26 protein-coding genes are annotated in these 24,114 nt (G+C 59.9%); 9 read left to right on the top strand and 17 right to left on the bottom strand.

What is annotated here, in order from left to right:
* Positions 1-109: 109 nt before the first annotated feature.
* Entirely contained in the window at positions 110-1,336 is a 1,227-nt protein-coding gene (locus V7Z56_RS14455; protein WP_334130234.1) for an MFS transporter, read from the top strand.
* Positions 1,337-1,569: 233 nt separating this feature from the next.
* Entirely contained in the window at positions 1,570-2,490 is a 921-nt protein-coding gene (locus V7Z56_RS14450; RefSeq protein WP_334130233.1) for an RNA polymerase factor sigma-32, read from the top strand.
* Positions 2,491-2,823: 333 nt separating this feature from the next.
* On the opposite strand, the gene V7Z56_RS14445 is transcribed toward V7Z56_RS14450, so the two are convergent.
* Positions 2,824-3,564, bottom strand: a complete 741-nt coding sequence (locus tag V7Z56_RS14445) for a cytochrome c biogenesis CcdA family protein (protein ID WP_334130231.1) — start codon at positions 3,562-3,564, stop codon at positions 2,824-2,826.
* Positions 3,565-3,717: 153 nt separating this feature from the next.
* Between V7Z56_RS14445 and V7Z56_RS14440 the strand changes: the two genes are divergently transcribed.
* The gene (locus V7Z56_RS14440; protein WP_334130230.1) at positions 3,718-4,719 is read left to right on the top strand and encodes an NADPH:quinone oxidoreductase family protein; all 1,002 of its coding nucleotides are present in this window, start codon (positions 3,718-3,720) and stop codon (positions 4,717-4,719) included.
* Between the two features lie 61 nt (positions 4,720-4,780).
* Here the strand turns inward: V7Z56_RS14440 and V7Z56_RS14435 are convergent, their stop codons facing one another.
* Positions 4,781-5,101: an ArsR/SmtB family transcription factor gene (locus V7Z56_RS14435; RefSeq protein ID WP_334130228.1), complete on the bottom strand. Its 321-nt coding sequence runs from the start codon at positions 5,099-5,101 to the stop codon at positions 4,781-4,783.
* A gap of 669 nt (positions 5,102-5,770) precedes the next feature.
* On the opposite strand from V7Z56_RS14435, the gene V7Z56_RS14430 reads away from it, so the two are divergent.
* Positions 5,771-6,493, top strand: a complete 723-nt coding sequence (locus V7Z56_RS14430) for a cell wall hydrolase (RefSeq protein WP_334130227.1) — start codon at positions 5,771-5,773, stop codon at positions 6,491-6,493.
* Here V7Z56_RS14430 and V7Z56_RS14425 read toward each other — a convergent pair.
* On the bottom strand, positions 6,490-7,398 hold the full coding sequence (locus V7Z56_RS14425; protein WP_334130226.1) for a DMT family transporter: 909 nt from the start codon (positions 7,396-7,398) through the stop codon (positions 6,490-6,492). The genes V7Z56_RS14430 and V7Z56_RS14425 overlap by 4 nt on opposite strands.
* An 18-nt stretch (positions 7,399-7,416) precedes the next feature.
* Positions 7,417-8,439 (bottom strand): SDR family oxidoreductase, encoded by a 1,023-nt coding sequence (locus tag V7Z56_RS14420; protein WP_334130224.1) that lies wholly within the window; start codon positions 8,437-8,439, stop codon positions 7,417-7,419.
* 219 nt (positions 8,440-8,658) lie between these two features.
* Here V7Z56_RS14420 and V7Z56_RS14415 point away from each other — a divergent pair, with 219 nt between their 5' ends.
* The 4 genes from V7Z56_RS14415 (at position 8,659) to V7Z56_RS14400 (ending at position 12,503) form a co-directional block, all read left to right on the top strand.
* The gene (locus tag V7Z56_RS14415; RefSeq protein ID WP_334130222.1) at positions 8,659-9,486 is read left to right on the top strand and encodes a cephalosporin hydroxylase family protein; all 828 of its coding nucleotides are present in this window, start codon (positions 8,659-8,661) and stop codon (positions 9,484-9,486) included.
* A gap of 24 nt (positions 9,487-9,510) precedes the next feature.
* Entirely contained in the window at positions 9,511-10,755 is a 1,245-nt protein-coding gene (locus V7Z56_RS14410) for a glycosyltransferase family 2 protein (protein WP_334130220.1), read from the top strand.
* 71 nt (positions 10,756-10,826) lie between these two features.
* Positions 10,827-11,645 (top strand): hypothetical protein, encoded by an 819-nt coding sequence (locus V7Z56_RS14405; RefSeq protein ID WP_334130218.1) that lies wholly within the window; start codon positions 10,827-10,829, stop codon positions 11,643-11,645.
* Between the two features lie 51 nt (positions 11,646-11,696).
* Complete coding sequence (locus tag V7Z56_RS14400) at positions 11,697-12,503, top strand: hypothetical protein (protein WP_334130217.1); 807 nt, start codon at positions 11,697-11,699, stop codon at positions 12,501-12,503.
* 3 nt (positions 12,504-12,506) lie between these two features.
* Here the strand turns inward: V7Z56_RS14400 and V7Z56_RS14395 are convergent, their stop codons facing one another.
* From V7Z56_RS14395 to rfbF, 5 genes are read right to left on the bottom strand one after another with little or no spacing between them, the layout of a single operon-like run.
* Entirely contained in the window at positions 12,507-13,385 is an 879-nt protein-coding gene (locus V7Z56_RS14395; RefSeq protein WP_334130216.1) for an NAD-dependent epimerase/dehydratase family protein, read from the bottom strand.
* Positions 13,382-13,921: a dTDP-4-dehydrorhamnose 3,5-epimerase gene (gene rfbC, locus V7Z56_RS14390; protein WP_334130215.1), complete on the bottom strand. Its 540-nt coding sequence runs from the start codon at positions 13,919-13,921 to the stop codon at positions 13,382-13,384. Before rfbC ends, V7Z56_RS14395 begins: the two co-directional genes overlap by 4 nt.
* A complete protein-coding gene (locus V7Z56_RS14385) occupies positions 13,918-15,156 on the bottom strand; it encodes a class I SAM-dependent methyltransferase (protein WP_334130213.1) in 1,239 nt (412 codons plus the stop codon). The genes rfbC and V7Z56_RS14385 overlap by 4 nt, the downstream gene beginning before the upstream one ends.
* On the bottom strand, positions 15,153-16,250 hold the full coding sequence (gene rfbG, locus V7Z56_RS14380; RefSeq protein WP_334130211.1) for a CDP-glucose 4,6-dehydratase: 1,098 nt from the start codon (positions 16,248-16,250) through the stop codon (positions 15,153-15,155). Before rfbG ends, V7Z56_RS14385 begins: the two co-directional genes overlap by 4 nt.
* Positions 16,241-17,014: a glucose-1-phosphate cytidylyltransferase gene (gene rfbF, locus V7Z56_RS14375; protein ID WP_334130210.1), complete on the bottom strand. Its 774-nt coding sequence runs from the start codon at positions 17,012-17,014 to the stop codon at positions 16,241-16,243. The genes rfbG and rfbF overlap by 10 nt, the downstream gene beginning before the upstream one ends.
* A gap of 410 nt (positions 17,015-17,424) precedes the next feature.
* Here rfbF and V7Z56_RS14370 point away from each other — a divergent pair, with 410 nt between their 5' ends.
* Positions 17,425-18,639, top strand: a complete 1,215-nt coding sequence (locus V7Z56_RS14370; RefSeq protein WP_334130209.1) for a tyrosine-type recombinase/integrase — start codon at positions 17,425-17,427, stop codon at positions 18,637-18,639.
* 86 nt (positions 18,640-18,725) lie between these two features.
* On the opposite strand, the gene V7Z56_RS14365 is transcribed toward V7Z56_RS14370, so the two are convergent.
* The 8 genes from V7Z56_RS14365 to V7Z56_RS14330 all read right to left on the bottom strand — a co-directional run bounded on the left by V7Z56_RS14365 (position 18,726) and on the right by V7Z56_RS14330 (position 24,113).
* Positions 18,726-19,169, bottom strand: a complete 444-nt coding sequence (locus tag V7Z56_RS14365; protein WP_334130208.1) for a hypothetical protein — start codon at positions 19,167-19,169, stop codon at positions 18,726-18,728.
* Positions 19,170-19,229: 60 nt separating this feature from the next.
* The gene (locus V7Z56_RS14360; protein WP_334130207.1) at positions 19,230-19,643 is read right to left on the bottom strand and encodes a hypothetical protein; all 414 of its coding nucleotides are present in this window, start codon (positions 19,641-19,643) and stop codon (positions 19,230-19,232) included.
* A gap of 158 nt (positions 19,644-19,801) precedes the next feature.
* Positions 19,802-20,071 (bottom strand): DUF2312 domain-containing protein, encoded by a 270-nt coding sequence (locus tag V7Z56_RS14355; RefSeq protein WP_334130206.1) that lies wholly within the window; start codon positions 20,069-20,071, stop codon positions 19,802-19,804.
* Entirely contained in the window at positions 20,064-20,393 is a 330-nt protein-coding gene (locus V7Z56_RS14350) for a hypothetical protein (protein ID WP_334130205.1), read from the bottom strand. The genes V7Z56_RS14355 and V7Z56_RS14350 overlap by 8 nt, the downstream gene beginning before the upstream one ends.
* Entirely contained in the window at positions 20,390-21,559 is a 1,170-nt protein-coding gene (gene dnaN / locus V7Z56_RS14345) for a DNA polymerase III subunit beta (protein WP_334130203.1), read from the bottom strand. The genes V7Z56_RS14350 and dnaN overlap by 4 nt, the downstream gene beginning before the upstream one ends.
* Positions 21,543-21,887, bottom strand: a complete 345-nt coding sequence (locus tag V7Z56_RS14340) for a helix-turn-helix domain-containing protein (protein ID WP_334130202.1) — start codon at positions 21,885-21,887, stop codon at positions 21,543-21,545. The genes dnaN and V7Z56_RS14340 overlap by 17 nt, the downstream gene beginning before the upstream one ends.
* Entirely contained in the window at positions 21,874-22,446 is a 573-nt protein-coding gene (locus V7Z56_RS14335) for a YfbR-like 5'-deoxynucleotidase (protein ID WP_334130201.1), read from the bottom strand. Before V7Z56_RS14335 ends, V7Z56_RS14340 begins: the two co-directional genes overlap by 14 nt.
* Positions 22,443-24,113, bottom strand: a complete 1,671-nt coding sequence (locus V7Z56_RS14330; RefSeq protein WP_334130200.1) for a hypothetical protein — start codon at positions 24,111-24,113, stop codon at positions 22,443-22,445. The genes V7Z56_RS14335 and V7Z56_RS14330 overlap by 4 nt, the downstream gene beginning before the upstream one ends.
* Position 24,114 lies beyond the last annotated feature (1 nt).

Genomic DNA, 24,114 nt, shown 5'->3' with positions numbered 1-24,114 from the left:
AGAAACGCTTTTATGAGAGAATTTTTCTTGCCGGAGAAATGTCGATATATTTGACAAGGACATTCCTTTTGCGGCTAGTTCTGACATTAAAGAAAAAAAGATAAAAAATATGTCGCCCGAGCCACGTGATTCGTTTCTGCGCCACCGCGCAATCTATATTTTCCTGATTTGCGTCCTTCTGTTCGGCCTTGGCCAGTTTCACAGGATGTCCGGCGCCGTGATCATGCCGCCGATTTCCGCCGATCTCGGGGTCCCCGTCGCCAGTCTCGGCATCGCGGCGGCGGCGCTCTTCTTCTCGGCCGCGCTCGCGCAGGTGCCGCTCGGCATTGCGCTTGACCAGTTCGGGCCGCGGCGGACGATGCCGGTCGTGCTGGTGCTCGCCGTGGGGGGCTCGTTTTTGCTTGCCGCGGCCGACAGCCTCAATGATGTGATTGTCGCGCGCGGCCTGATCGGGGCCGGCTATTCGGTGATCATGATGGCGGCCTATGTCCTCTTCGCGAAATGGTTTCCGCCCTCGAAATTTGCGATGATGGCGTCCTGGCTGACGGCGTCGGCGAGCTTCGGTGCGATGATGTCCTCGGCGCCGCTCGCCTATGCCATTGAAGTCGTCGGCTGGCGGATCCCCGTTTTCGTTGTCGGCGCGCTCACGCTGCTGATGATGGTTATCGGCGCCATCGTCATTCGCGACGGACCGCCCGGCTATAAGGAGAGCGCCGATCGGCCGGCGACAATCAGGCAAAGCCTGAAAGGCTACTGGGACGTGTTGAAATATCCGCGCTTCTTCAATCTGCTCGCCATGGGCATCGTCGCCTACGGCCCGTCGACGGCGCTGGTCGGCATGTGGGGCGGACCGTATCTTGAAAAGACCTTCGCGATGGATGCGCTCGGGCGGGGGCATATCCTCTTCCTGATGGCGGCGGCGATGCCGTGCGGCGCGCTTTTCTTCGGCTTTATCGACCGGGTCGGAAAAAGCCGCAAGATGATTGTCATGTGCGCGGCCGGCACCGTCCTCGGCGCCTTTCTCACCCTTGCGCTTTATGACGGCCTGCCGGTCTGGCTGGCGGCGGGGCTTTTCATCTATATCAATTTCACGCAGCAATATTACGTCGTTCTGGCGGCGCATTGCAGGAACCTCTTTCCCGATCACATGGTCGGGCGCGCCAACTCGACGCTCAACCTGATCGCCATTCTCGGCATCGGGCTTTTGCAGTCGCTCTATGGCTGGATCCTCGCGCGTTTTCCCGAGACCGGCTACGAGATTTCGTTCCTTGCGGTGGCCGGGATATTGGCAACGACGCTGCTGATTTATTCGCGTTCCGTTGAAATAAGGTCGTAACCTGTCCCGTTGGTTGTGAAACGGCCTTCCTTCTTCCCCTTTTCCGTCACATTTCCGGCATTGTTCACACGTAACCTCATAGATGTTACGGGCACACGGGCGATCACGTTTTCGTCAGTGAGTATCTAAAGAGTTGCGTAGTAACGGGACTAGTTTTAAATTAGAACCATTATAATGTGCGCTCGTTTCCACAGCGTCGTCACTACGGCTTCAACAAGTGGGAGGAAGATCACATGTCCAAGCATGAGACTGCAACCAGTCATAAGCGTAACCGTGCGTTTGTCTCCACCGCAATGTCCGTTCCGCTGCTGACCCGCGAACGGGAGTTCGAGCTGGCGTACCGCTGGCGGGAGGAAGGCGACGAGAAGGCGCTCCACGAACTGGTGTCCGCCTATATGCGTCTCGTCGTATCGGTTGCGACCAAATTCCGCAATTACGGCCTCTCCATGAGCGATCTCGTGCAGGAAGGAAATATCGGCCTGATGCAGGCGGCCTTCAAATTCGAGCCGGAGCGGGAAATCCGCTTCTCAACCTACGCAACCTGGTGGATCCGCTCGGCGATGCAGGATTATGTCCTGCGCAACTGGTCGATCGTGCGCTCGGGCACCAGCGCGTCGCAGAAGTCGCTGTTCTTCAATCTGCGCTGGCTGCGCGCGAAGATCCAGAATACCGATGACCAGGCCTTTTCCACCAGCACGCTTCGGGAAATTTCCGAGAAGCTGCGGATCGGCATCAAGGATGTCGAGCAGATGGCCAACCGACTTTCGACGCGCGATCAGTCGCTGAACGCCCCGGTCGGGGAGGAGGGCGATGACAGCATCGAGGATTTCCTTCGCGATACCGGGCCGACGCCGGAAGAGACCACCATGCGCAAAATCGACGGCCAGGTGCGCTCGAAATGGCTGGAGACGGCGTTGCAGGAACTCAGCGAGCGGGAGCAGATCATCATCCGTGAACGCCGCCTGCTCGATGACAAAACCACCCTCGAAGTGCTGGGCGAGCGGCTCGGCATCACCAAGGAACGGGTCCGCCAGATCGAGCATAAAGCCTTCGAGAAGCTGCGCAGCTCCGTCGTTCGCATCAGCCGCGAGGCGGTGCGCAACCCGGTTCTTTCCGTCGGCGTCGGCGGCGATCGTCAGAACAATCTCGCCTGAGGCGTCCGGGCCCGCGCGGGCCCGGCGCACGGCCGCGGCAGTGGCCCGCGCATCTGCCCCTCGCGCCGGAATGTGACGCTTGATACAAAGCGGAAAAATTCCCCCTCTTCATGCAATCATTTGTGATCAGGGCGCTCTTGATCGGCGCGGGCGCGGGCCTTACGTCAGGTCGCACGAGAGCAGACGATTGAAGGCAAGAAGGCGAAGGCCCGATTTCAATCCTGCCTCCCGAATTCAAGGGAGATGAAAATGCGCGATCAGATCAAGGCAACATGGTTCCTCGCCCTGTTGCTGCTCTGTGCCCTGGGGTTGTCGGCCGTGGTCGTCTGACGATCAGCCGAGCGTGGCAAGCCCCGGAAAGGTTTCGAGGAACCAGTAGGCGAGAAGCTGGAACCGGCCCGTAAAGATCAGAAGTCCCGTCACGATCAGGATCAGGCCGGTTCCCACCTCGACCAGCCTGAAGTAGCGGCGGAACCGCCGCGCGAAGCCGAGAAATCCATTGAGGGCAAAGGCCGCCAGGATAAACGGGATCCCAAGACCGAGAGAATAGATGCCGAGCAGGCTGACGCCATAGCCGAGCGAGCTGTCGCTGGCGGCGATGGCAAGGATCGTCCCCAGCACCGGGCCGATACAGGGCGTCCAGCCGAACCCGAAGGCGAGGCCGATGACATAGGGCCCGAACCAGTTCTGCGGCTTGTCGATCGTGTTGAAGCGCGCCTCGCGATAAAGCAGCGGGATTCGCACCAGCCCCGTCATGTGAATACCGAACAGGATGATAATGCCGCCCGCGATCTTCGAGAGAATATCGAGATGACTGACTACCAGCCTGTTGATGTAGGAGGCCGACGCGCCGAGCAGGATAAATACCGTCGAGAAGCCGAGCACGAAGATAAAGGCCGTCACCACGACGCGCCAGTTGACGCCCTTGCGCCGCGCGCCCTCGCCCTCCGCCGTCAGCTCCTCAAGCGAGGTTCCCGCAACCAGGCAGAGGTAGGCCGGCACCAGCGGCAGGACGCAGGGGCTCAGGAAACTGATCAGCCCGCCGCCCGCCGCCGCCAGATAGGATATGTCCATGCCTGTCATCAAAAAAGACGCCTCATCCGTCAACTCGCGCCACAGTTACCCCGTTTGCCGCCCCCGATCCAGTCACAAGATCGTAAATTCTGCTGGATATCCACGTGAAGGATGGGGTAGCAAGGGAGGGCAGGCAAAAAGCAACCATAAAGAATGATGCAGAAATTTACCACCCGGACCATTTGTCGCAGTCTCGGCGGCCCCGATGCCGTCGCTTTGGAAAGGCTGCCGCTCGCCCCACTTGGGGATGGCGAAATCCGTGTCCGGCTGAAAGCCGCCGCGCTCAATTTCCCCGATCTCCTGATGACCTACGGCAAATATCAGTTCCGCCCGGAGCTGCCGTTCACGCCGGGAATGGAGGCGGCCGGCATTGTTGTTGAAACGAACGATCCCGCAGCGCCCTTCAAGCCCGGCGATGCGGTGCTTTACAAATCAAAGACCGGCGCCTTTGCCGAGCATGTGACGGCGCGGGCCGGCCAGCTCGCCTACATGCCCGCGCATCTCGATTTTGCCGAAGCCGCGGCCTTTTCCGTCACCTTCCTCACCGCCTATGTCTCGCTCCGCGAGCGCGGCGGGCTGGAGCCGGGCGAGACGCTGCTTGTCCTTGGCGCGGGCGGCGGCGTCGGGCAGGCGACGGTCGCCATGGGCAAGGCGCTCGGCGCGCGCGTTATCGCGGGCGCAAGCTCGGCGGAGAAGCTCGCCATTGCCAAGGCAAGCGGCGCCGATGCGCTGATCAACTACGCCGAGGAGGATCTCGCCGCGCGCGTTCTTGCACTTACCGGCGGCGAAGGGGCGGATGTGATCTCCGATCCCGTCGGCGGCGCGCTTTTCGATCAGTCCCTGGACTGCCTTGCCTGGAACGGGCGGCTGCTGGTCGTCGGTTTCGCGGGCGGGGAGTTCGGCCTTTTGCAGGCGGATCGTGTGCTTCGCCGCGGCGCGTCTGTCATCGGCGTGCGTGCCGGGGAGTTCGGACGGCGCGATCCCGTCGCCGGGGCGCGCGCCGCCATCGGCCTTCGCACCCTCGCCGAGGCGCAGAAACTCCACCCCATCATCGGCCGGCGCTGGGATCTGCGCGACATAAAAGGCGCCCTTCAGTCGATGGAAGGGCGCGCAGTGACCGGCAAGCAGGTCGTCATCATGGCGGAGGACGCATAAAAAGCCGCCTCAGGCGGCGACAAAATAGAAAGGGGTGAATTTCACCCCTTTCACAGGATCATCAGGCAACGCGGGCAAGCTTCGCCGCATCTTCGCCAAAGATATTGTCAAGGAGCTGAAGAACGTCGAGGACGTTCTCATCCTGGATCGAATAATAGATCGTCTGCGCTTCGCGGCGGGTTTTCACCACCTCTTCCTTGCGCAGGCGTGCCAGATGCTGCGACAGTGCCGACTGGCTGAGGCCGACAATCTTCTCCAGCTCACCGACCGACCGTTCGGAATCGGCCAGATGGCACAGAATCAGAAGACGGTGCGTGTTGGAAATAGCCTTGAGAAAACGGCTGGCAGTCTGGGCATTGTTTTTCAGCGACGAGATATTCATTAATAAAACCATGCAGTTGTTGTTGTTCTGTGTGAATTTCTGGTAGCTGATATATCAATTGGTCCGCGGGATGCAAGCAAAACAGTGAAATAAAATCAAAAAATCTCATGAAACTCTAATTTATGTGCATAAATCACATTGTTGCACAGTTAAATGCCCGGATTTTAGTCAATATGATTCTCGAAATCGTAGCAAATCCGGCGCTTTCCCCGCCCGAAAGTGAGGCGTCCTTGACAGATTCCTGCGCCGTTTTGCGCGCTCCTGGGGCAATATCTTGTCACGTCGGCCGATCTCTGATACGAACGCGTCACCATTGCTCGTCCGAAGGCGCTGTTGCGGCGGGGAGACGCCCGATGCAGTAGCGGCCGGAAAGCCCCATACCTCATTTGGGGGATGGGCGTGCCGAACCCCGGATGACGGCGGCCGAGCTTTGGAGGTAGTTTCCTAACTATCTGACTTGTAAGTACTTATGCCGATTTTTTCTTGGAAGTTCGGCCGTTGCGGTAAGATTTTATTAACCATTAGTCGTCGTCTATAGTTAACAGGAAGTAGAAAAATCTGTCATCTGTCCCATGTTAGGGGGATGAGGGCGGGACATTCGTCTTGGTATAATCATGGCAACAACAGGGGAGAACCCCGGCGTCGCTGTTGATTTGAAACGATGGAATAATGAAAATGCAAAGTCCATGGCAGAGGCTGCTCTCAACACTCGATATCCGATCGCATGAAATAGGGTTCATGCTGGGTGCCGCCAGCATTCTGACGGTGATCGCCGTCAGCTTTACCCTGATGTTCCAGATCGGCACATCGAACAGGGAAATTGATCAGTTCGTATATTCCGAGGCGGTCAAGCAGGCCAACCTCGCGCGCCTTGACAAGAAATTCGCGGAGCTTCAGGCGCTTCCCGGGACGCTTAACGAAATTCCCAATCTCGATATGCCGCGCGACAATCTGGATACCACGCTCGCCTCCGTCGACCTTTTTGGCCGGACCTTCACGCGGCAGGAAATGTGCATCGCCCAGGCCGTCTATTTCGAGGCGCGCAGCGAGCCGCTGGTCGGCCAGATCGCCATTGCCGAGGTGATCCTCAACCGCATCGCCGATCCGCGCTATCCGTCAACGGCCTGCGAAGTTGTCTTCCAGAATCAGGAGCGCAAGCACCGCTGCCAGTTTTCTTTTGCCTGCGATGGCCTGCCCGATCGCCCGACCAATACGGCGGCATGGGAGAAGTCGCTGAAAGTCGTCGCCCTCGTCATGAAGGGGGAACGGAGCGGCATCGCCAAGCGGGCAACGCATTATCACGCGACCTATGTCTCACCGGGCTGGAGCGAGCGGCTCAGCAAGCTCGGGCAGGTCGGAACCCACATCTTCTACCGCGAAGAGATCATTTAACCGCTCTCCCCGATCCCGGACGCTGCGTCGGCCGTGCGCCGGCCCTGACGGAGCGTCAGGACAGTATGGAGGATCAGCGTCGAGATGACGATGGCGCCGCCGAGAACCGTCTCCCGCGTCGGAACCTCGCCAAGCGCCATCCATGCCCAGAGCGGGCCGAAAAAGCTCTCCAGCAGCAGCAGCAGGCTGACCTCGGGCGCCGAGATATAGCGCGGGCCGATGGTAATCAGCCCGATCGCGATGGGGAGCACCACGAAGCCGAGCAGGGCGAGCCAGGCAAAACTTTCGCCCGTGAGGCTGAGCGGCGCGGCGAAGGGAAGCGCAAAGGCCGCCATCAACAGCCCGGAAATGCCGAGCGAGGGGACCATATCGAGATCCTTCGCATGGCGCACGGTGGTGAACTGGCCGGAGATCATAGAGGCGGTCATGAGCGCGCAGAAATCGCCGAAATAGCTGCCGCTCTCGAGGCTGCCGGCAAAGATCAGGCCGATGCCGCCAAGACAGACGAAAATCGCGATCCAGGTGGGAAGGCGGATCGCTTCCTTGAGAAAAATCCACGAAAAGACTGCGGCAAAAAGGGGCGCCGTGGCGATGATGACCAGCGCGTTGGCGATGGAGGTATGGGTGATGGCGAGCACGAAAAACGTGCTGCTGAGACTGTAGAAAAGGGCGGCAAGGAGGCCCCGCCTGCCCAGCACCCGTAACCTCGCGACAACGCCCCCGGCCCCGAAACGGAGGGAATAGAAGCCGAAAATCGTTATTGAGAAAAATATCCCGCGCCAGAAAAGGACGCTCGCGCTGTCGGCCGCAACGAGGCGGATCAACAGGGCGTCGGGCGAAAGGGCGAGGACGCCTGCGATAGTCACAAGGAGGCCGAAAAGATGTGGTGACATCCGGAAGGTCATTCAAAGGATCCTTATGGCTTAGACGATTTTTTGCGCGCGGAGGCTGTCGGCCGTATCGATGAGGGAGCGGCGCATCGGGCGCGGCTGCCAGCCGAGCGTTTCGCGCGCCCGCGCCGTATCATACTGCGTTGCCGGGCCGAGACGGGTCGCGATGAGGCGAAAAGTCGGGCTGAAGAGCGCGAGCAGGCGGACGGCCGCGTCCGGCACCCGCCGCGTCGGGATGCGGTAGCCGTCGGGCCCGAGATGCTCTGCAAGGTGGGCCGCGATCTCGTGAAAGGTCATCCGCTCAGAGACGCAGATATGACGATGCCCCGGCGCGGCGGGATGGGTGAGGGCGATGACATGGGCGGCGGCCACATCGCGCACATCGACAAGGCTGAAGCCCATGTTGGGCACGCCCGGCACCTCGCGCGCCATCAGGCGCCGCACCACCTCGAGCGAGGCGCCGGCATGGCCGCCGATCGGGGGGCCAAGCACGAAACCGGGGTTGATAACCGCGAATTCGGGCCGCGCCTCCGCCGCGAGGCTCTCGATAAACTCCCACGCCGCGCGCTCGGCGAGGGTCTTGCTCTTCTGATAGGCGCCGATGTCTTTTGTGACATCGCTCCAGCAGCTTTCATCGAAGACACGCGATTTGTCATGCCCGCTCGAGACCGCGGCGATGGAGGAGGTCATGACGATCCGCCGCGCCCCGGCCGCCGCTGCCGCGCCCATTACCCGGAGCGTTCCCTCGCGCGCCGGCGCAATCAGCTCCTCCTCGCGCCTGGGGACTTCCGCAGGGACGGGGGAGGCCATGTGGATGACGTAATCAGCGCCCGTCATCGCCGCCGCCCAACCATCATCGGAAGCGAGATCGGCGCGGGCGAAATCGAGCGCGGAGACATCGACGAGGGGGGCGAGCGCCGCGCGGATCAGAGCCCCGCGCGCCGCATCGCGAAGCGTGCCGCGCACCCGGTAGCCGGCCTCCAGCAGCAGGCGGATCGTATGCACCGCGATATAGCCATTCGCGCCCGTAATCGTCACCAGTTCCCGTTCCGCCATTGTCGCCTCGATTTACAACATTCGCCCCAGCATAGGATGTTTACGCCTTGAGATGCGCGATAAAAAGCGCCAAGCGTAACAGAAATTGCGGAAAAAAGCCCTGCCGCGACGGCGGCAAACCGCAAATCTGTTGTTTTACCGCAAAAGGGCGGTTAGAAACGGGGGTCGACAGGCCGAAAGGCCCAATCTGTCGTTCATTTGTGATTATTCGAGGTGCCCATGTCGTCCGATCCTGCCGATCCCATCGCCGAATTCCAGGCCGAAGTCGCCGCGACGGTTCAGTCCTACGCGGATGAGGCGGAGTGGAAAAAGCTCTCGCTAGCGTGGCTCGAACAGGCACTCGCCAAACGCTATGTCTATAATTTCCAGGCGCTCGGCCGGCCGATCATCCAGCTTCCGACCGATATCGTCGCCTTTCAGGAAATCGTCTGGCAGGTGAAGCCGGATCTTATCATCGAGACGGGGATCGCCCATGGCGGCTCGCTGATCCAGAGCGCGGCGATGCTCTCGCTCCTCGACTATTGCGAGGCGGTGGAGAGCGGCGCACTGCTCGATCCCGCAAAGCCGAAGCGCCGCGTTCTTGGGCTCGATATCGACATCCGCGCCCATAACCGCAAGGCGATCGAGGCGCATCCCATGGCCGGGCGCATCGACATGTTTGAAGGCTCCTCCATCGCGCCCGAGATGATCGCGCGGGTGAAAAACTACGCGAAGGACTATTCCCGCATCCTCATCAGCCTCGACAGCAACCACACCCACGACCATGTGCTTGCCGAGCTGGAGGCCTATGCACCGCTCACCAGCCCCGGGAGCTACTGCGTTGTTTTTGATACGATTGTGGAGGACATGCCCCATGACTTCTATCCCGACCGGCCCTGGCACCCCGGCAACAGCCCGAAAAGCGCGGTTGCGGAATATCTGAAGCGGCTGGAGGGCGGCAGCGTGCTTGCCGCGGACGGCGCGCCGCTTCGCCTTCAGAATGACGCCATGCTTGAGGACAAGCTGATGCTGACGGTGACGCCGGGCGGCTTCCTGAAGCGGGTGTGACGGCGCCCCATGCCGATGCAGCCTTTGAAAATAAGTATCGTCGTTCCGACGCGGAACCGGGCGGAGTTTCTGAAATACTGCCTTGAGACCTGTTTGATGAGCGATGATCCCGATATCGAGGTGATCGTCAGCGACAATAACAGCATCGATGACACGGCGGAGGTGGTTGCCGCATTCAAGGATGCGCGGCTTCGCTATGTGCACCCCGGGCGCGATCTCAGCATGCGGCAGAACTTCGAATTCGCCCTCTCGCACGCGAGCGGCGACTATGTGATCTTCATCGGCGATGATGATGGCGTCATCCCGAACGGGATTGCGACGCTGCGCCATCTTCTGGATCGCCACGCGCCCGATGTGGTGATCTGGCGGCATATCACCTATATCTGGCCGCATGTCGAGACGGGTCCGAAAGACGGGCTTCTCAAATTCCGCTACCGCGATTTCTGCGGGCCGCTGAAGCGGCTCGATCCGAAGGCCGTGTTCGCTGACTTCTGCGCCGCGCGGCTCATCAACTATCGCGATGCGGCGAATATCTATCACGGCTGCGTCGCGCGCCGGGTGATCGAGCGGGTAAAAGCCGCAGGCGGCGAGTATTTCCAGGGCCAGATCCCGGACGTCAACAGCTCGCTCACCAACCTGACGGTGGCGGAAAGCCTGCTCTGGGTGCGCAATCCCGTGACCATCGCGGGCGCAGGCGAAAAGAGCAACGGCACCGCCATGAACGCGCCGACGACGCACACCGAAAAGCAGACGAAGATCGTCGAGAATTTCACGGCGCTCGCCGAGGCCGATCAGATCACGCCGGAGATTGATCTCAAGATCCGCTCCATCCCTGCCTATGTCTATGCCAACCTGATGCGGATCAACCGCAATCATCTCGGGGGCACGGCGGTGATCGATCACGCGCGCTGGCGTGAGGTGGTGATTGCCGATATGCGCAAATTCCCCAAGCAGCACCGCTGCTGGGACGTTCTTGAGGATTTCTTTTGCGAGATGGATCCCGCCTACCGGCGCGCCGGGCTTAAGGATCCCGCTGATCTTGCCGAGCCTTTGGGCAGCGGGGCGGGGGGCGGCAAAAAGCGCGCCTCGCTGATCAAACCAGAGGATCTGAAAACCGTTTCCTCGGTCGTTGCGTGGATCCAGAAGGTGACGGGAAAGCCCTATTATCCGCCGGCGGGCAAGGCGGCGGCGTTGCTGAAACAGGGTATCAAGGCGTTTGAAATGCGGGGCAATCTTGCAAGGCTTTCGCGGGGGCGATCGCGGTCCTGAGGCCGGGTAAGGGACTATTGTGGTTCGGCCGTGAGCTACCGGCGGGCCGAGTGTTGTAGGGGGCGATGACGATGAAGAAGAAGCGCGCAAACCGTTTGCTGAACGGTGCATATCTGAAGGCGGACGCGATCATGAGCCGTGTCCTGCCGCCACAACAGCCGCATATCGTAATCGCCTGCATGCCGAAAACGGCCTCGACCTTTCTCGCCACCGCGCTTGCCGAACTGCCCGGCATGCGACAGGCAACGCTTGTCCCGGCATGGGAGCAGCGCGAGCAGGAACTCTGCCCGATCCAGCTGTCGCGCTATAACCGGCGGAAATATGTCGCGCAGTGCCACCTCCGGCACAGCCGGGCGACCGAATTCTACGGCGCGAAATATGGCGTCACCTTCGCGGTGCTTATCCGCAATCTCGCCGATTGCGCGATCAGCCTGCGCGATCACCTGCGCGCCGATCCCGAGCCGGTGCCCTACGCCTGGTTCGGCGAGGCGCAGAAGAAGCTGCCCGATGACGAGTTCGAGGAAGCCATCGTCCGCCTCGCCCTGCCTTGGTACATCAACTTCTACGCCGGCTGGCGATCTGCCGGCATCGGCGCCTTCTATGACTATGACGATCTGACCGCCGATACGGCCGGCGTGATGCGCGATATCCTGGCGCGGGCGAACGCGCCGGTCGGGGATGAGGCGATTGCGGCGGCGCTCGGGCGGGCGAGCGCGAACACGCGAACGCGCTTCAACGTCGGCCGGGTCGGGCGCGGGACGGGGCTCTCGCCGCGCGGCAAGGAAGCGCTCGCGCGCATGCTCGATTTTTACCCGGAATTTGAAAATGATCCGCTCTTTATCAAGACCCGCGCGAGCCTTGAAGGCGAAAATCTTGTTGCGATGTCCTGACGCGCCGGTAGTAGTAATAATAAAAACAAATATGACGTGGGGAGGGGGATTGTGAAGCGGTTGAACCGGGGGCTGAATGCCGCGCTACTTGCATCTGACGGGCTTTTGAGCCGTGTCCGTTCGCCGAAGGGGCCGCATATCCTTATGGCCTGCATGCCGAAGACGGCCTCGACCTTTCTTGCCTCCGCCTTTGCCGAGCTGCCGGGGTTTCGCCGCTGCCGCCTGACCCCTGACTGGGGCGCGCGCGAGCAGGAGCTGTGTGCGATCCGCCTGTCGCGCTACAACCACCAGCGCTATGTCGCGCAGCATCATCTGAAGCACAGCGAATGGACCGCGACGCTGATCCGTAAATATAACATCACGCCTGTCGTGCTGGTGCGCGATCTTGCCGACATCACCATGAGCATCCGCGATCATATGCGCCGCGAGCTGGTGCGCGGGCCGATCGCCTTTTTCGAGACCCGCCACCTTCACATGCCGGGCGATGAGCTGGAGGAGGCGATCGTTCGCCTCGCGATCCCGTGGTATCTCAATTTCTATGTCGGCTGGCGGGTGTCGGGCGGCGCGGCGATTTTTGACTATGACGATTACACGGCGGATCCGGTCGCCGTGATGGCGGAGATCTTGCAGCTCGCCGGCCATCCGATGCCGCGCGGCAGTATTGCGGAGGCGCTGGCAAAAGTGCGGGGCGAGAATACGCGCTTTAACGTCGGCCGTGCGGGCCGCGGGCGGGCGCTCTCGGCAGGGGCGAAAGAGGCGCTTTTGCGGAGCCTTGATTTCTATCCCTGGCTCGCCGATGACCCGCTGTTCCTGAAAACGCGCGCAACGCTTCTCGCGGAAGCTGCGCCCGCCCTCTGACCCTCAGCCGAGATAGCTTGCAAGCCCGCCCTTAAGGTCGCGCATCGGCGCGCCGCTCCAGACCCCAAGAAGGCGGCTGTTGTCGCCCTGCAGCGTCGCGGTCCGCGGCGTTGCGCGGAGCGTCCGGGCAAGGGTATCTGCAAGCGCCGCATTGCCGAGCAGCCGGGCGCCCTCAAGCGCGATTTCACCCGGCAGCCGCGCGATGTTCGAGGCGATATTGACCGTGCCCGTGATATCCGCGGCGACAAGGCAGGCGAACGCGCGGGCGACATCCTCGACATGGATCATATCGACGGCGCGACCCGGCGCCTGAAAAACGGGGGCGCGGCCCGAGCTGAGCTCGCGCATGATGTAGGAGGTGAGCTTGCTCGCATCCTCATCCGGCCCATACGGAAAGAAGATGCGCGCCCAAACCATCTCAATCTCCCGGGCGATGGTTTCGGCGAGACCATGGAAGGCGAGCTTCGAGGCCGCGTAAAAGGTCGCCCCCTCTGTCGGGGAGGCCTCAAGCAGTGGCGCATCGGAGGGTTTATATTCGGCGCAGGAGCCGGCGAGCACGGCCCGCCGCCCGCCCGCGCGCAGGAAGGCATCGAGCAGGAACGCGCTCGCCGCGATCCAGCGGAAATTCTCCTTTGAATGCCAGAAAACCCCCGGCGTCGCCTCCCACGCGAGATGAACGAGATGGCTCGCGCCGGCGCCGTTAATTGCCTCATCGACGGCGGCGGCATCATGGAGATCAACGGCGATATGGCGGTGCAACGGGGCGAGGGGCGCGACGCGCGTGCGCGACAGGGAGATGACCTCAACGCCCGCCGCCAGCAGCGCCCGCACCACATGCGGCCCGAGAAAGCCCGTCGCGCCGGTGACAAGGCAGCGCGTCATGCGGAAAGCTCCCGAAAGGAGGGGAGCGCCGCATCGCGGCTTGAGATGACCGAAGGCGCGGCCGGCCAGCGGATCGCAATCTCGGGATCGTCAAAGCGAAACCCCCGCTCATGACCCGGCTCGAAATGCGGGCTCATCTGGTAAAAGACGTCGCTGTTTGCCTCAAGGGTCAGAAAGCCATGCGCGCAGCCGGCCGGAATGAACAGCGCATGGCCGTTCGCGCGGCTGAGTTCCGCGCCGATCCACTGGCGATAGGTTCTTGAGCCGGGGCGAAGATCGACGATTACATCGAAGATCCGCCCGGCGCTGCAGCGCACCAGCTTCGTCTCCTCATAGAGCGGCGCGTGAAAATGCATTCCGCGCAATGTATATGCCGCGCGGTTGAAGGAGATATTGCTTTGCACGGGCGCGAATTCGATCCCCGCGGCAGCGAATTCCCGGGTGCAGAAGCTCCGGGCGAAGAAGCCGCGCTCATCTTCGATTGGCTCCGGTTCGATCAGATAGGCGCCGGGGATATCCGTCTCGCGAAAGATCATGACAGGATCTGAAGCTCCGGGATGGGGATTGCGAACTTCCCGCCCCAGGCGTTGATGTCGGCCATGTCGAGGATGATCTCATCGGCGAGGTTCCAGGGCAGGATCAGCACATAATCGGGCTTCTCGCGATAGATCTTCTCCGGCGCAAATACCGGGATATGGCTGCCGGGAAGGTAGGTATTCTGCTTTTCCGGGTTGCGATCAACAACGAAGGAGATGAGATCGCCGACCACGCCGCAATAGTTGAGAAGCGTATTGCCTTTCGCGGCCGCGCCGTAGCCGGCGACTGTCTTGCCCTCCGCCCTGGCTTCCTGCAGGAAGGCGAGGAGGCGGGCGCGGACATGCTCGACTTTCGGCGTGAAGCCCTCATAGGCGGCGAGGGTATGAAGGCCCGCCGCCGCTTCCTTGGCGCGAAGGGCAAGGAGCCGCTCGCTCTCCGCGTGGCGCGTCGCTGCCTTGTGCGCCGCATAGATGCGGAGCGATCCGCCATGCGTCGGCAATTCCTCGACATCGAAAACGCGAAGCCCGTGCGCCGCCAAAATTTTCTCCGTCGTCAGCAGCGAGAGATAGGAGTAATGCTCATGATAGATGGTGTCGAACTGCACCTTCTCGATCAGGTTGAGAAGATGCGGAAACTCGATCGTAAAGACGCCCTCAGGCGCCAGCAGGATCGGCACGCCGCCGATAAAATCATTGATATCGGGAACATGCGCCATGACATTGTTGGCCGCAATGAGATCGGCGCGCGGTCCGCTTGCGGCGAGGCGTTTCGCGGTATTGATGCCAAAGAAGGCGACATCTGTCCTGACGCCGGCCTCTTCGGCAACTTTCGCGACATTCGCCGCGGGCTCGATGCCGAGGACGGGGATGCCTTTGTCGACAAAATGGCGCAGCAGGTAGCCGTCGTTGCTGGCGATCTCGGCGACGAGCGAGGCGGAACCAAGGCCGAGCTCCGCCGTCATCTTCTCGGCATAGCGGCGCGCATGGGCGACCCAACTGCTGGAATAGGAGGAGAAATAGGCATAGTCGGAAAAGATTTCTTCCGCCGGGACAACATCTTCCACCTGCACCAGAAAGCAGTTCGAGCAGACCCGCGCATGCAGGGGATAGGATCGCTCGCGCGCCATCTCGGCCTCGCTTCTGAGATAGCTGTTGGCGAGCGGGGTCCGGCCGAGATTGACGAAGGTATGGGTAAGCGGCGTCTCGCAGAAACGGCAACGCAGGCGGCGGGTCATGAACGGGCCTCGTAGGCTATGATCTGTGACAGGGTGAGGGCATGGATATCGTCTCCGCTGTTAAAGGCCTTGTACCAGTCAACGGTTTGGGCAAGCGCGGTCGCCGCAGGCCAGGCGGCGCGCCAGCCGAGGGTGCGCGCGGCAAGCCCCGCATCGAGCGCGAGATGGGCTTTTTCAGGCGGCTGTTCCGTATTCTCAAGGCCGGCGGGGGCGGTAATCCCGAACGCGGCCTGCACTTTCCCCGCAATCTCCCCGACGGTGAGGTTTTCAGGCGTCGCGGGGCCGAAATTGAGTGCCGTCGGCAGCTTGTCGCCATCCGGTCCCGCGAGTTCTTGCAGATAAACAAGATAGCCCGAGACGGATTCCAGCACATGCTGCCACGGCCGCGTCGCTTGTGGGTAGCGGAGCGTGACGCTCACGCCTTTCTGTGCAGCGCGCCAGATATCGGGGATCAGCCGGTCCTCGGAGAAATCGCCGCCGCCAATGACATTGCCGGCCCGCGCGGTGGCAATCGGAATGCCGCGGTCCTTGAAGAAGCTTTTGGCGTAGGAGTGGACGGCAATCTCACAGGCGGCCTTGGAGGCGGAGTAGGGATCATCGCCGCCGAGCGGGTCGCTCTCGACAAAGGCGCGGCCGCTCTCATCATTGCGGTAGACCTTGTCGCTGGTGATCATCAGGCCCGCGCGGAGCGAGGGGAGGTCGCGCATCGCCTCCAGCAGATTGATCGTGCCGGTGACGTTGGCGGCGAAGGTCTCGGCCGCCTCGCGATAGGAGCGGCGGACCAGCGCCTGCGCCGCCATATGGAGGACGATTTCGGGATCGGCCGCTCTCACGGCGGATCGGAGCGCCGCTGCATCGCGAATATCGATAAAAAGCGAGGTGAGGGGGAGATGCGGCGCGAGGCAGCCGAAGAGCGAGACCTCGCCCTCGGGCGGCAGCGCGATGCCGGTGACCTCGGCGCCCATCTTGCTGAGCCAGAGCGCCGCCCACGCGCCCTTGAAGCCGCTGTGACCGGTGAGGAGAACCCGCCGCCCGGCCCAGAAGGCGGGATCGACGGCGGCTCCCGCCGTGGCCGCTTTCCCGGTTACTTCCATACCCGCCACGGTGCCTTGCCGCTTTTCCAGAGCTGATCGAGATAGTTCTTTTCGCGCAGCGTGTCCATCGGCTGCCAGAAGCCGCGGTGGTGATAGGCGGAGAGCTGCCCGTCCCTCGCAAGGCCGGTGAGCGGCTCATTCTCCCACGGCATGTCATCGCCGGAAATACGCGCGAGGACCGCGGGCTCCAGCACGAAAAAGCCGCCGTTGATGAGGCCATTGTCGCCGGCCGGCTTCTCAACGAATTCACGCACCCGGCCCGCTTCGATAACGGTCGCGCCGAAACGGCCGGGCGGCGCCACCGCGGTCAGCGTCGCCTCGCGCCCCTCGGCGCGGTGAAAGGCGATGAGCGCGGCGATATCCACATCGGCAACGCCGTCGCCATAGGTCATGCAGAACGTCTCGCCGGGATCGAGATAGTCGGCGACGCGCTTCAGCCGGCCGCCGGTCATGGTGGTCTCCCCCGTCTCGACGAGAGTGACGCGCCACGGCTCCGCCTTCGCGCGGTGATAGGTGATGTCGTTGGTCTCGAAATCGAAGGTGACGTCGGAGCGATGCAGGAAGTAGTTGGCGAAATACTCCTTGATGACGTAGCTGCGATAGCCGAGGCAGATGATGAAATCATTGATCCCGTAGTGGGAGTAGATTTTCATGATGTGCCACAAAATCGGATATTCGCCGATCTCGATCATCGGCTTCGGCCGGAGATGGGATTCTTCCGAAATCCGGGTGCCGAGCCCGCCGGCCAAGATTACTGCTTTCAACGCGATCCCCTTGCTGGCTTTCGGGATATGCCACTGTCGGCCGCCCCTGCGTCGTTGGTTACGTGTTATTTCAATATCGAGGGAGCGTGTCAAGATTGCAGCGCCAACGGCATGATACGCGACGGGGCCGGTGCGGCGCTAAAAACAGATAAGCCCTCAAGGACAGAGTCCTCAAGGGCTTATGTGGTGCCGCCACCAGGGATCGAACCCGGGACCTGATGATTACAAATCAACTAATCTGGCGGCGCAGCGTGGTTTTTGATGGTGCAATGCGGTACACATAGCTTATGTAAATCAAATGGATAATATCGTCGTGCGGTATATTACAATTGACACAATAACTTAAAATAGCATGATTGGGGTACCATTTTGGTACCCGTTTGGTACCCCATCGCGAATCGGAGTCCCCCATGCCGAAATTGCAAATCACCGATAAGGGTATTGCGAAGCTGACCGCCATCGACGGCAAGCGCACTGAATATTGGGATAAATTGCTGCCAGGCTTCGGCGTCCGGGTATCTGATCGCGGCACAAAATCCTTTGTCGTCATGTACTGGATACATCGCAGGAAGCGGCGCGTGACGATTGGCAGCTATCCGAGCATGAGCCTGAAAGATGCGCGCGGACAGGCGAGAGAGTTAATCGAGAAGGTCTCCTTGGGCGAAGATCCGGCAGGCGATCGGCGGCGAGCTGGGCGACCCCAGACGATGGGGGATTTGGCCGACGAATATCTTGAGAGGCACGCGAAGATCAAAAAGAAATCGTGGCGCCAAGATGAGGGCCAGCTCGAACGCGATGTTCTTCCTGAGTGGCGAAATCGGGATCTGACCACGATCAAGCGATCTGACGTGATCTGGCTGTTGGATCGCATCGAGGCGCGCGGTTCACCTATTTCGGCAAATCGTATGCTGGCCCTGCTCCGGAAGATGTATAACTGGGCGATTTCCAAAGACTTGGTGGACGAAAACCCCGCTTATGGCGTTGCCCGCGTTGCCAGAGAGAGGTCGCGCCAGCGCGTTCTGCAGGACGATGAGATATTAAAAATCTGGAATGCCGCCTCAGAAATGAAAGGCCCGTGGGGACCGTATATCAAGCTGCTGATGCTCACGCTGCAAAGGCGCAGCGAGGTCGCCGGCATCGTCCGCAGCGAGGTCGACCTTGAGGCACGTATGTGGACAATCCCGGAGGCGCGGACGAAAAACGGGAGACGTCACAACGTTCCTCTCTCGCTCGCTGCCGCTCTTCTCCTCGAGAGTATTGAAGACTATGGGTTTGACTATTATTTCCCATCTCACGGCAAGGGCCGGGGAAAGACGCCGATATCGGGCATGAGCAAAGCCAAGGTCGAACTCGACCGGCTCTCCGGCGTAACCGATTGGGTGCTGCATGACCTCCGTCGCACCGGCACGAGTTATCTCGCAAAGATAGGCATCGAGCCTCACGTCGCGGACAAGATACTCAATCACGTCTCGGGAGAAATCAGCGGCGTCGCGGCCGTTTACAATAGGTACCAGTATGATGACCGGAAACGCCAAGCACTCGACCTATGGGCGCGGCATATCGAGGATCTGGTCAGCGATCGGCGTCCGAAGGTGGTGGCGTTTAAGGGCGGAAAGACGGATTGATAATTATGAGGCGCGTGGGATCTTTCGGATTGAGACCGCAAGTTTACCCATGACAGATCCAGTTATTAAGTTCGTCTTCCAAACAATCAGACAGCCGGCGCTGGTAAGAGTTTCTTATCCTGCGCGACCTCCAATATGGTCTGCCCGTTTGGCAGCATAATGTTTGAAAGGAACGCGCCTTCAAAGGACATAATTCCGCACTCGATAAGCGTGACCTGGGCTTTGATCCAATCACGGAGGATCGAATAAATCGCAGTTTCGGCGATCTCCATAGCCTTGCGACGATGACCCGCTTCCGTCAGTTTGTGGCGGTATGTGTGCGGGTTTTCCTTGAGCCATGCGGCGGCATATCCCTTGGCCGACGCCTTGACCGAAACCGGGATCGCCCGATATTCGAACTGGATCGTGACGGTTTTCTCCGCATCATCGGTCATAACGCCGAATTTATTGCAGCCCATTGATCGAAGGATCTTCTGGATTTCGGTCACCGCCCGCTCGCCGGACGTGGTGTTTTGATAGGGCAGGGTCATGTCAGTCCTCATCAGTCATCCAGAAAACATCGAGCAGAATTAGGATGATTATCTCGATAATCATTTTTTCTCCTTCGGCGGCGTGCCCGCCCTCCACGCTGGGGGAGAGAGAGCGTCCGGCTTGGCGTAGGGCCTCCATCTCTCGCGCCCGTCGCTGTTTATCTGGTACTGATACGGATCGGTCGTGGCGGCAGCATCAATCCAATTCGACCCGTCCGTCTCCTCAAGCTCGGCTATGCGGACCTCAAGTTCCTGGATTCGCCGATCCTTCTCCGGGATAAATTTCGGCAGATCGCTCCATTTGATATTGTCAGAATTGTCGTCGTATTCGGTCCAGCAATATTCACAAACTGGCTCCCCGCAAGGATCAATCCTTAGCTCGCTTTCCCGATAAATATTAAACTCATCCGTGTCCCGGCAAGTTTTACACAGGTAAAAAGCCACACCCATCATTCGCGACACTATTTCGTTCATGATTACGCCTCATCTTCCTTCTGATGGTTCCCTCCGCACAATTAGTTGCTGGGTTGCAGTGATTACCGGGTGGTTGCTCATCTCGCGGCCCCGGCTTGACTTTCGCATCACTGATGAGGAGGCCCCAGCCGTGCCCCCGCGGAGCCAGCCGCGACCAGTTACGTTACCTCTTCAGCTTCGTCAGCCAGCATTCCCAGGGCCTGCCGGTACAGTTCGACCATATATTCCTGTTCCTGCACATCGGCCTTATCCATCTTGCGAAGCCTGAGAATGACGCGCATTGCCTTGACGTCAAAGCCGGTGCCCTTGGCTTCGGCGAAGATTTCCTTGATATCGTTGGAAATCCCCTTCTTTTCTTCTTCCAGCCGTTCAATCCGCTCGATATACGACCGCAGATGATCCGCTGCGACACCACCAACATCAGCCATTACTTTTCTCCTTCTTTAAAAACTTCCGTTCAAATTCTTCGATAGCGGCGACAGGGTAGAGGACCATGCCGCGATCGGCGCTTGAAGGGCGAATATGCGCGGGGCCGATACCAGCGATACGAAGCCGCTTTACAAGTCCGCCAGCCGAGCAACGCCAGCGCGCGGCCAGTTCGGCGGCGGTCAGATACCGGCCGTGGTTTATGGCGGTTCTCGCGGCCTTGAGGGCCGCCTCGAGGTCGCTGCGGTTGGGGGCGCCGCCCGATGCGATCAGATGGAGCGCTTCGTCGATCTTCGCCGCGGCAATATCGTGATTTGTGATCATGGCAGCCTCATCGGCATAAGGATGGCTAAAAAACCTGGATCATCCTCAGACGTGACTTTGATTAGCGCCCCAACGCGCGATTGCTCTTTCTCGACCTCTGCATGGATAGTGACGTTCTCGGACCGGAGAGCTTTCAATATCTCGGCCATATAGCGCGGATTAAACCCCATCGTGAACGCTTTTCCCGCGTAGGAAACCGCGAGGCGCGACTGTAAATGGCCGAGAACATAATACTTTGCTTCAAGATCGATGGACGATCCCTCGGCGACCATTTTCACCGACGACGAATAGTCACGGTCTTTGATTATTTTGGATGAGAGGGACGCAAATCTGTGCAACTGACCGCGATTTACCGTTAGCGGATGGCAACCGACATATGCTGGGATAACCCGCTCATAATCTGGGTATGTACCGTCGATCAGCTTTGCGATGATGGTGAGCCCTTCGCATTTGATCAGAATTTTTGATTCAGATAGAGAAACCGTGATGGTCTCGTCTACGCACTTCGGAAGAATCTTAACAAGGCTTTCGACCAGCCCGCGCGGTATTATGCAATTGTTCTCTTGTAGAATTTCCGACAATTCAGCCGATATGATCGGAAAGGGCGATGTGTACATCGCAAGACGGTGCCCGTCGGTCGCAACCGATATCAGTTTGTCATCCTTGATGCGCCAATGCACGCCGTTGAGATAATAGCGAGTTAGTTCCGTCGAAATGGCGAAGCGCACACGATCGAACATTGTGAGCAGTTCAGCCGGTTTGAAGCTTAAAACTCCGGCCATATCGCCGTCATCGAGGCGAGCCGGATAATCTTCTGTGGGCAGGGCCACAATCTCGATATCAATAGGCATATCCATGCCCGATATGGACATTTTAACGGATCGGTCGGGTGCTGCCGAAAAACTCACCTCAGCAGATCCCGGCATATCGCTGAGCAGAGCATGAGTTCTCCTTAAGGGGAGGAGGAAGGAGCCATCGGCTTCGATTTCGCCGTCAACGCATATGTCCGCCCAACTGTCGAGGTCCGTTGCGGAGACTGTGATCCTCCGGTCTTCCGCCGTGAATTTAATCATAGTAAGGGCGAGGATAGTCGAACGCCGCTCAGTGAACATCCCGGCTATCTTCATGACCCGCTTTAATTCAGCGACCTTAATTTTTATTTTCATCGTCTCCTCCCTTCGAGCTGGTCGCCATCGCTTTCACAAAATTTGTTGCCATGAGGCGCTTGGGTGCGGGCAATGACCGCCACGCGATGAGAAGCTCATGTTCCCAATCAAATGTCGGCCCGAAGCTGGCGAAAAAATATGAAATTGGCACGTCGAACGCCTCGGCGATGCGGGTCACCATGACCACCGAAATATGGTTGGTGGCGCGTTCATACTTGTTCCACTGCTGCGGGCTCACGCCGCAGGCATCGGCGGCTTGCCGCTGCGACATGCCGATCTCCTTGCGTCGCTCCGCGACGCGCTCGGCAAGTGCTTTAGACGGACGCATGATAAGTCCTCCTCATTTCTGCGGCCAATTCATCGAATGTCCGCAGGAACTCGCCGAACGCATCCGCGGGGGACAGTGGCCGCGGGAACGGGGTGCCTGGCGCCGGAGGAAACAGCCCGAAACGCGTTAACAACTCATCGTCGTCGCAGTTGAGAAGCGCGCTTGCTTCGCGGGCCAGAACATCCCGGTCGGCCGCCTTGACGGACTCCGGCAGTGCCGTTCCCGGCAGCGAGAAGCGCTGGAATATCCGCGCTGAAACCTTGTTCTCGATCTCAGCTAGCTGCGGAATCGCCTGTTTCACAGGTGAGACGATATCCCCGAGAAGCATCTCCGAGGCGTCATGGAGAAGCCCGTACATTGCCATCATAGGGCCGTAGTGGCGAACGGCATCGGAGACGAGCATCGAGTGCTGTGCGACCGAGTAGAAGACGTCGCAATGGCCGTTAAACCGGCATTGGAGGGCAAGAGAGTGAGCGATGTCAGCGATATGGACTTTATCTATATCCGGATCGAACGGATCCACATATTCACCGCTGAATAATTTGACAACACGGTTCACGCTGCTCTCCTGTCTTCAAATTTGCTGATTGTTCCGTTCTCGACCCAATAGGTCGCGCCGGATCCGTTTGCGCTCAGATCCGGCGCGGCATCTTTCCGGGACAGCATCATGCTGACCACTGCGGGCATCCGTAGCTTGTGGAGCATTTTCAAAAGCCCAACCCGGCCCTTGCCGTCCAGCACTTCGGCGGCATCGAAAACGACCATGTCGGATTTGCTGAGCTCCGAGATCGCCACTTGAATGGTGGCTCGCGTTCGGTACTGCTCTGAGTCGGAGAGCAGAAGGTAAGGCCGCCCGCCGTATTCGCAGACCATGTCAGACCCGATCGAGACGCGCCCCCAACCGGCCATCTCGGACAATTCGGCGAGGCGCCGGTTGACCCGATCCAGTTCCCGCAAAAGGACCGTCCGGCGAACGCCGGTCTGGTCCAGCGCGTCAATGATCTTCTGGTTCGCCAGAACGTTCCGCTGGTGGCGGTCGGCTTCAACCCGCTGATTGAATGCCTCAAGATCGTCCTCAGCCATGCGCAGTCGCTCCCGATACTCGTCGACGTCCAGAACGGCGCCTCCGCCCTTACTATCGAGATCGGCGATTTTTTGCACTGCGTCCTCGGCGATGGAACGATGCGTTTGCAGGCCGCGGAGATCGGCTTCATGTGCGCCGACCTTGCCCTCCGCATTCTGGATCTTGCCGTCCAGTTCCGCCCGGAGAATTTCGCGCTCGCGCAGTTCTTTTTCGCTTAGAGGTTCCGCTTTCTTGATTGTCAACGGCCCCTTCCAAATCTTGTCGACGACGACATCCTTTTCGCAGTGCGGACACTGCAAAATGTTTTTTTGATCGATCGCGGGTAGTTCTTCGCGCTCGCGCTTGTATTGCTCCAATACGTCGCGCGAGGAAGCAAGGGCGTGTTCCTTGTCGGCGATCTCTTTTTTGATGGTGGGCAGCCGGTCCGCATGCTCGCGGAGCCGGGCAAGATCGGCGGCATTCACTGCTGACTGCGCGATAGCATCTTCAAGTTCTGCCCTGCAGGCCGTCACGTTGGCGGCAAGAGAATCTTGTGATTTCCCGTCAAGCGCGTCACTCCATTTCGCTGGTGACCACGACTCAGCTACCTTGCTGCCATAATTTGCGCCGGTGACCTGCTTCCACTGGAACTTGAATTCCTTGCCGCGCTCGATCGCATGAGCATGTGCGACCTCCCATCCGTCGCGCTCAATCGCCTGCCACACCTTATAAACCACCTTTTCTGGCTGGTCTGGCAGCGCGGCCTTGAGATCGTCAAACTTCGGCTCAGCGTCAATCAGGGCCGTGATAACATTGAGAGCATCCTTTTCTTTTAAGGTCGGGAAGCTGCCTATCCCAGCGGCAATGGGGTGCGCGTAGGCGGGTGTCCCGTCCGTATATCGCTCCGCCTTTGGCCACTCGATCGACGATACGCCGCTCTCCGTCTCGATGCGGACATCCGCCTTCGCCTTGCCCGACGCAATCAGCATGCCCGCATCGGCCTTGCGAAGCCCGAGGGGTACGGTTTCTCCCGATAGGCAGGCCGCGACCGCGCGGCAGAAGCTGGACTTCCCTTGGTGGTTTAGGCCGGCGATAAGAGCGATGCCGCTGACCTCGATTGAGGCGCTATCGCAGCCCATGAAGTTGGTGACGCTGATTTTCATA

The organism is Sneathiella sp. (genome assembly GCF_036844445.1).
Taxonomy (GTDB): domain Bacteria; phylum Pseudomonadota; class Alphaproteobacteria; order Sneathiellales; family Sneathiellaceae; genus Sneathiella.
This window is presented reverse-complemented; position numbering and strand designations above follow the sequence as displayed.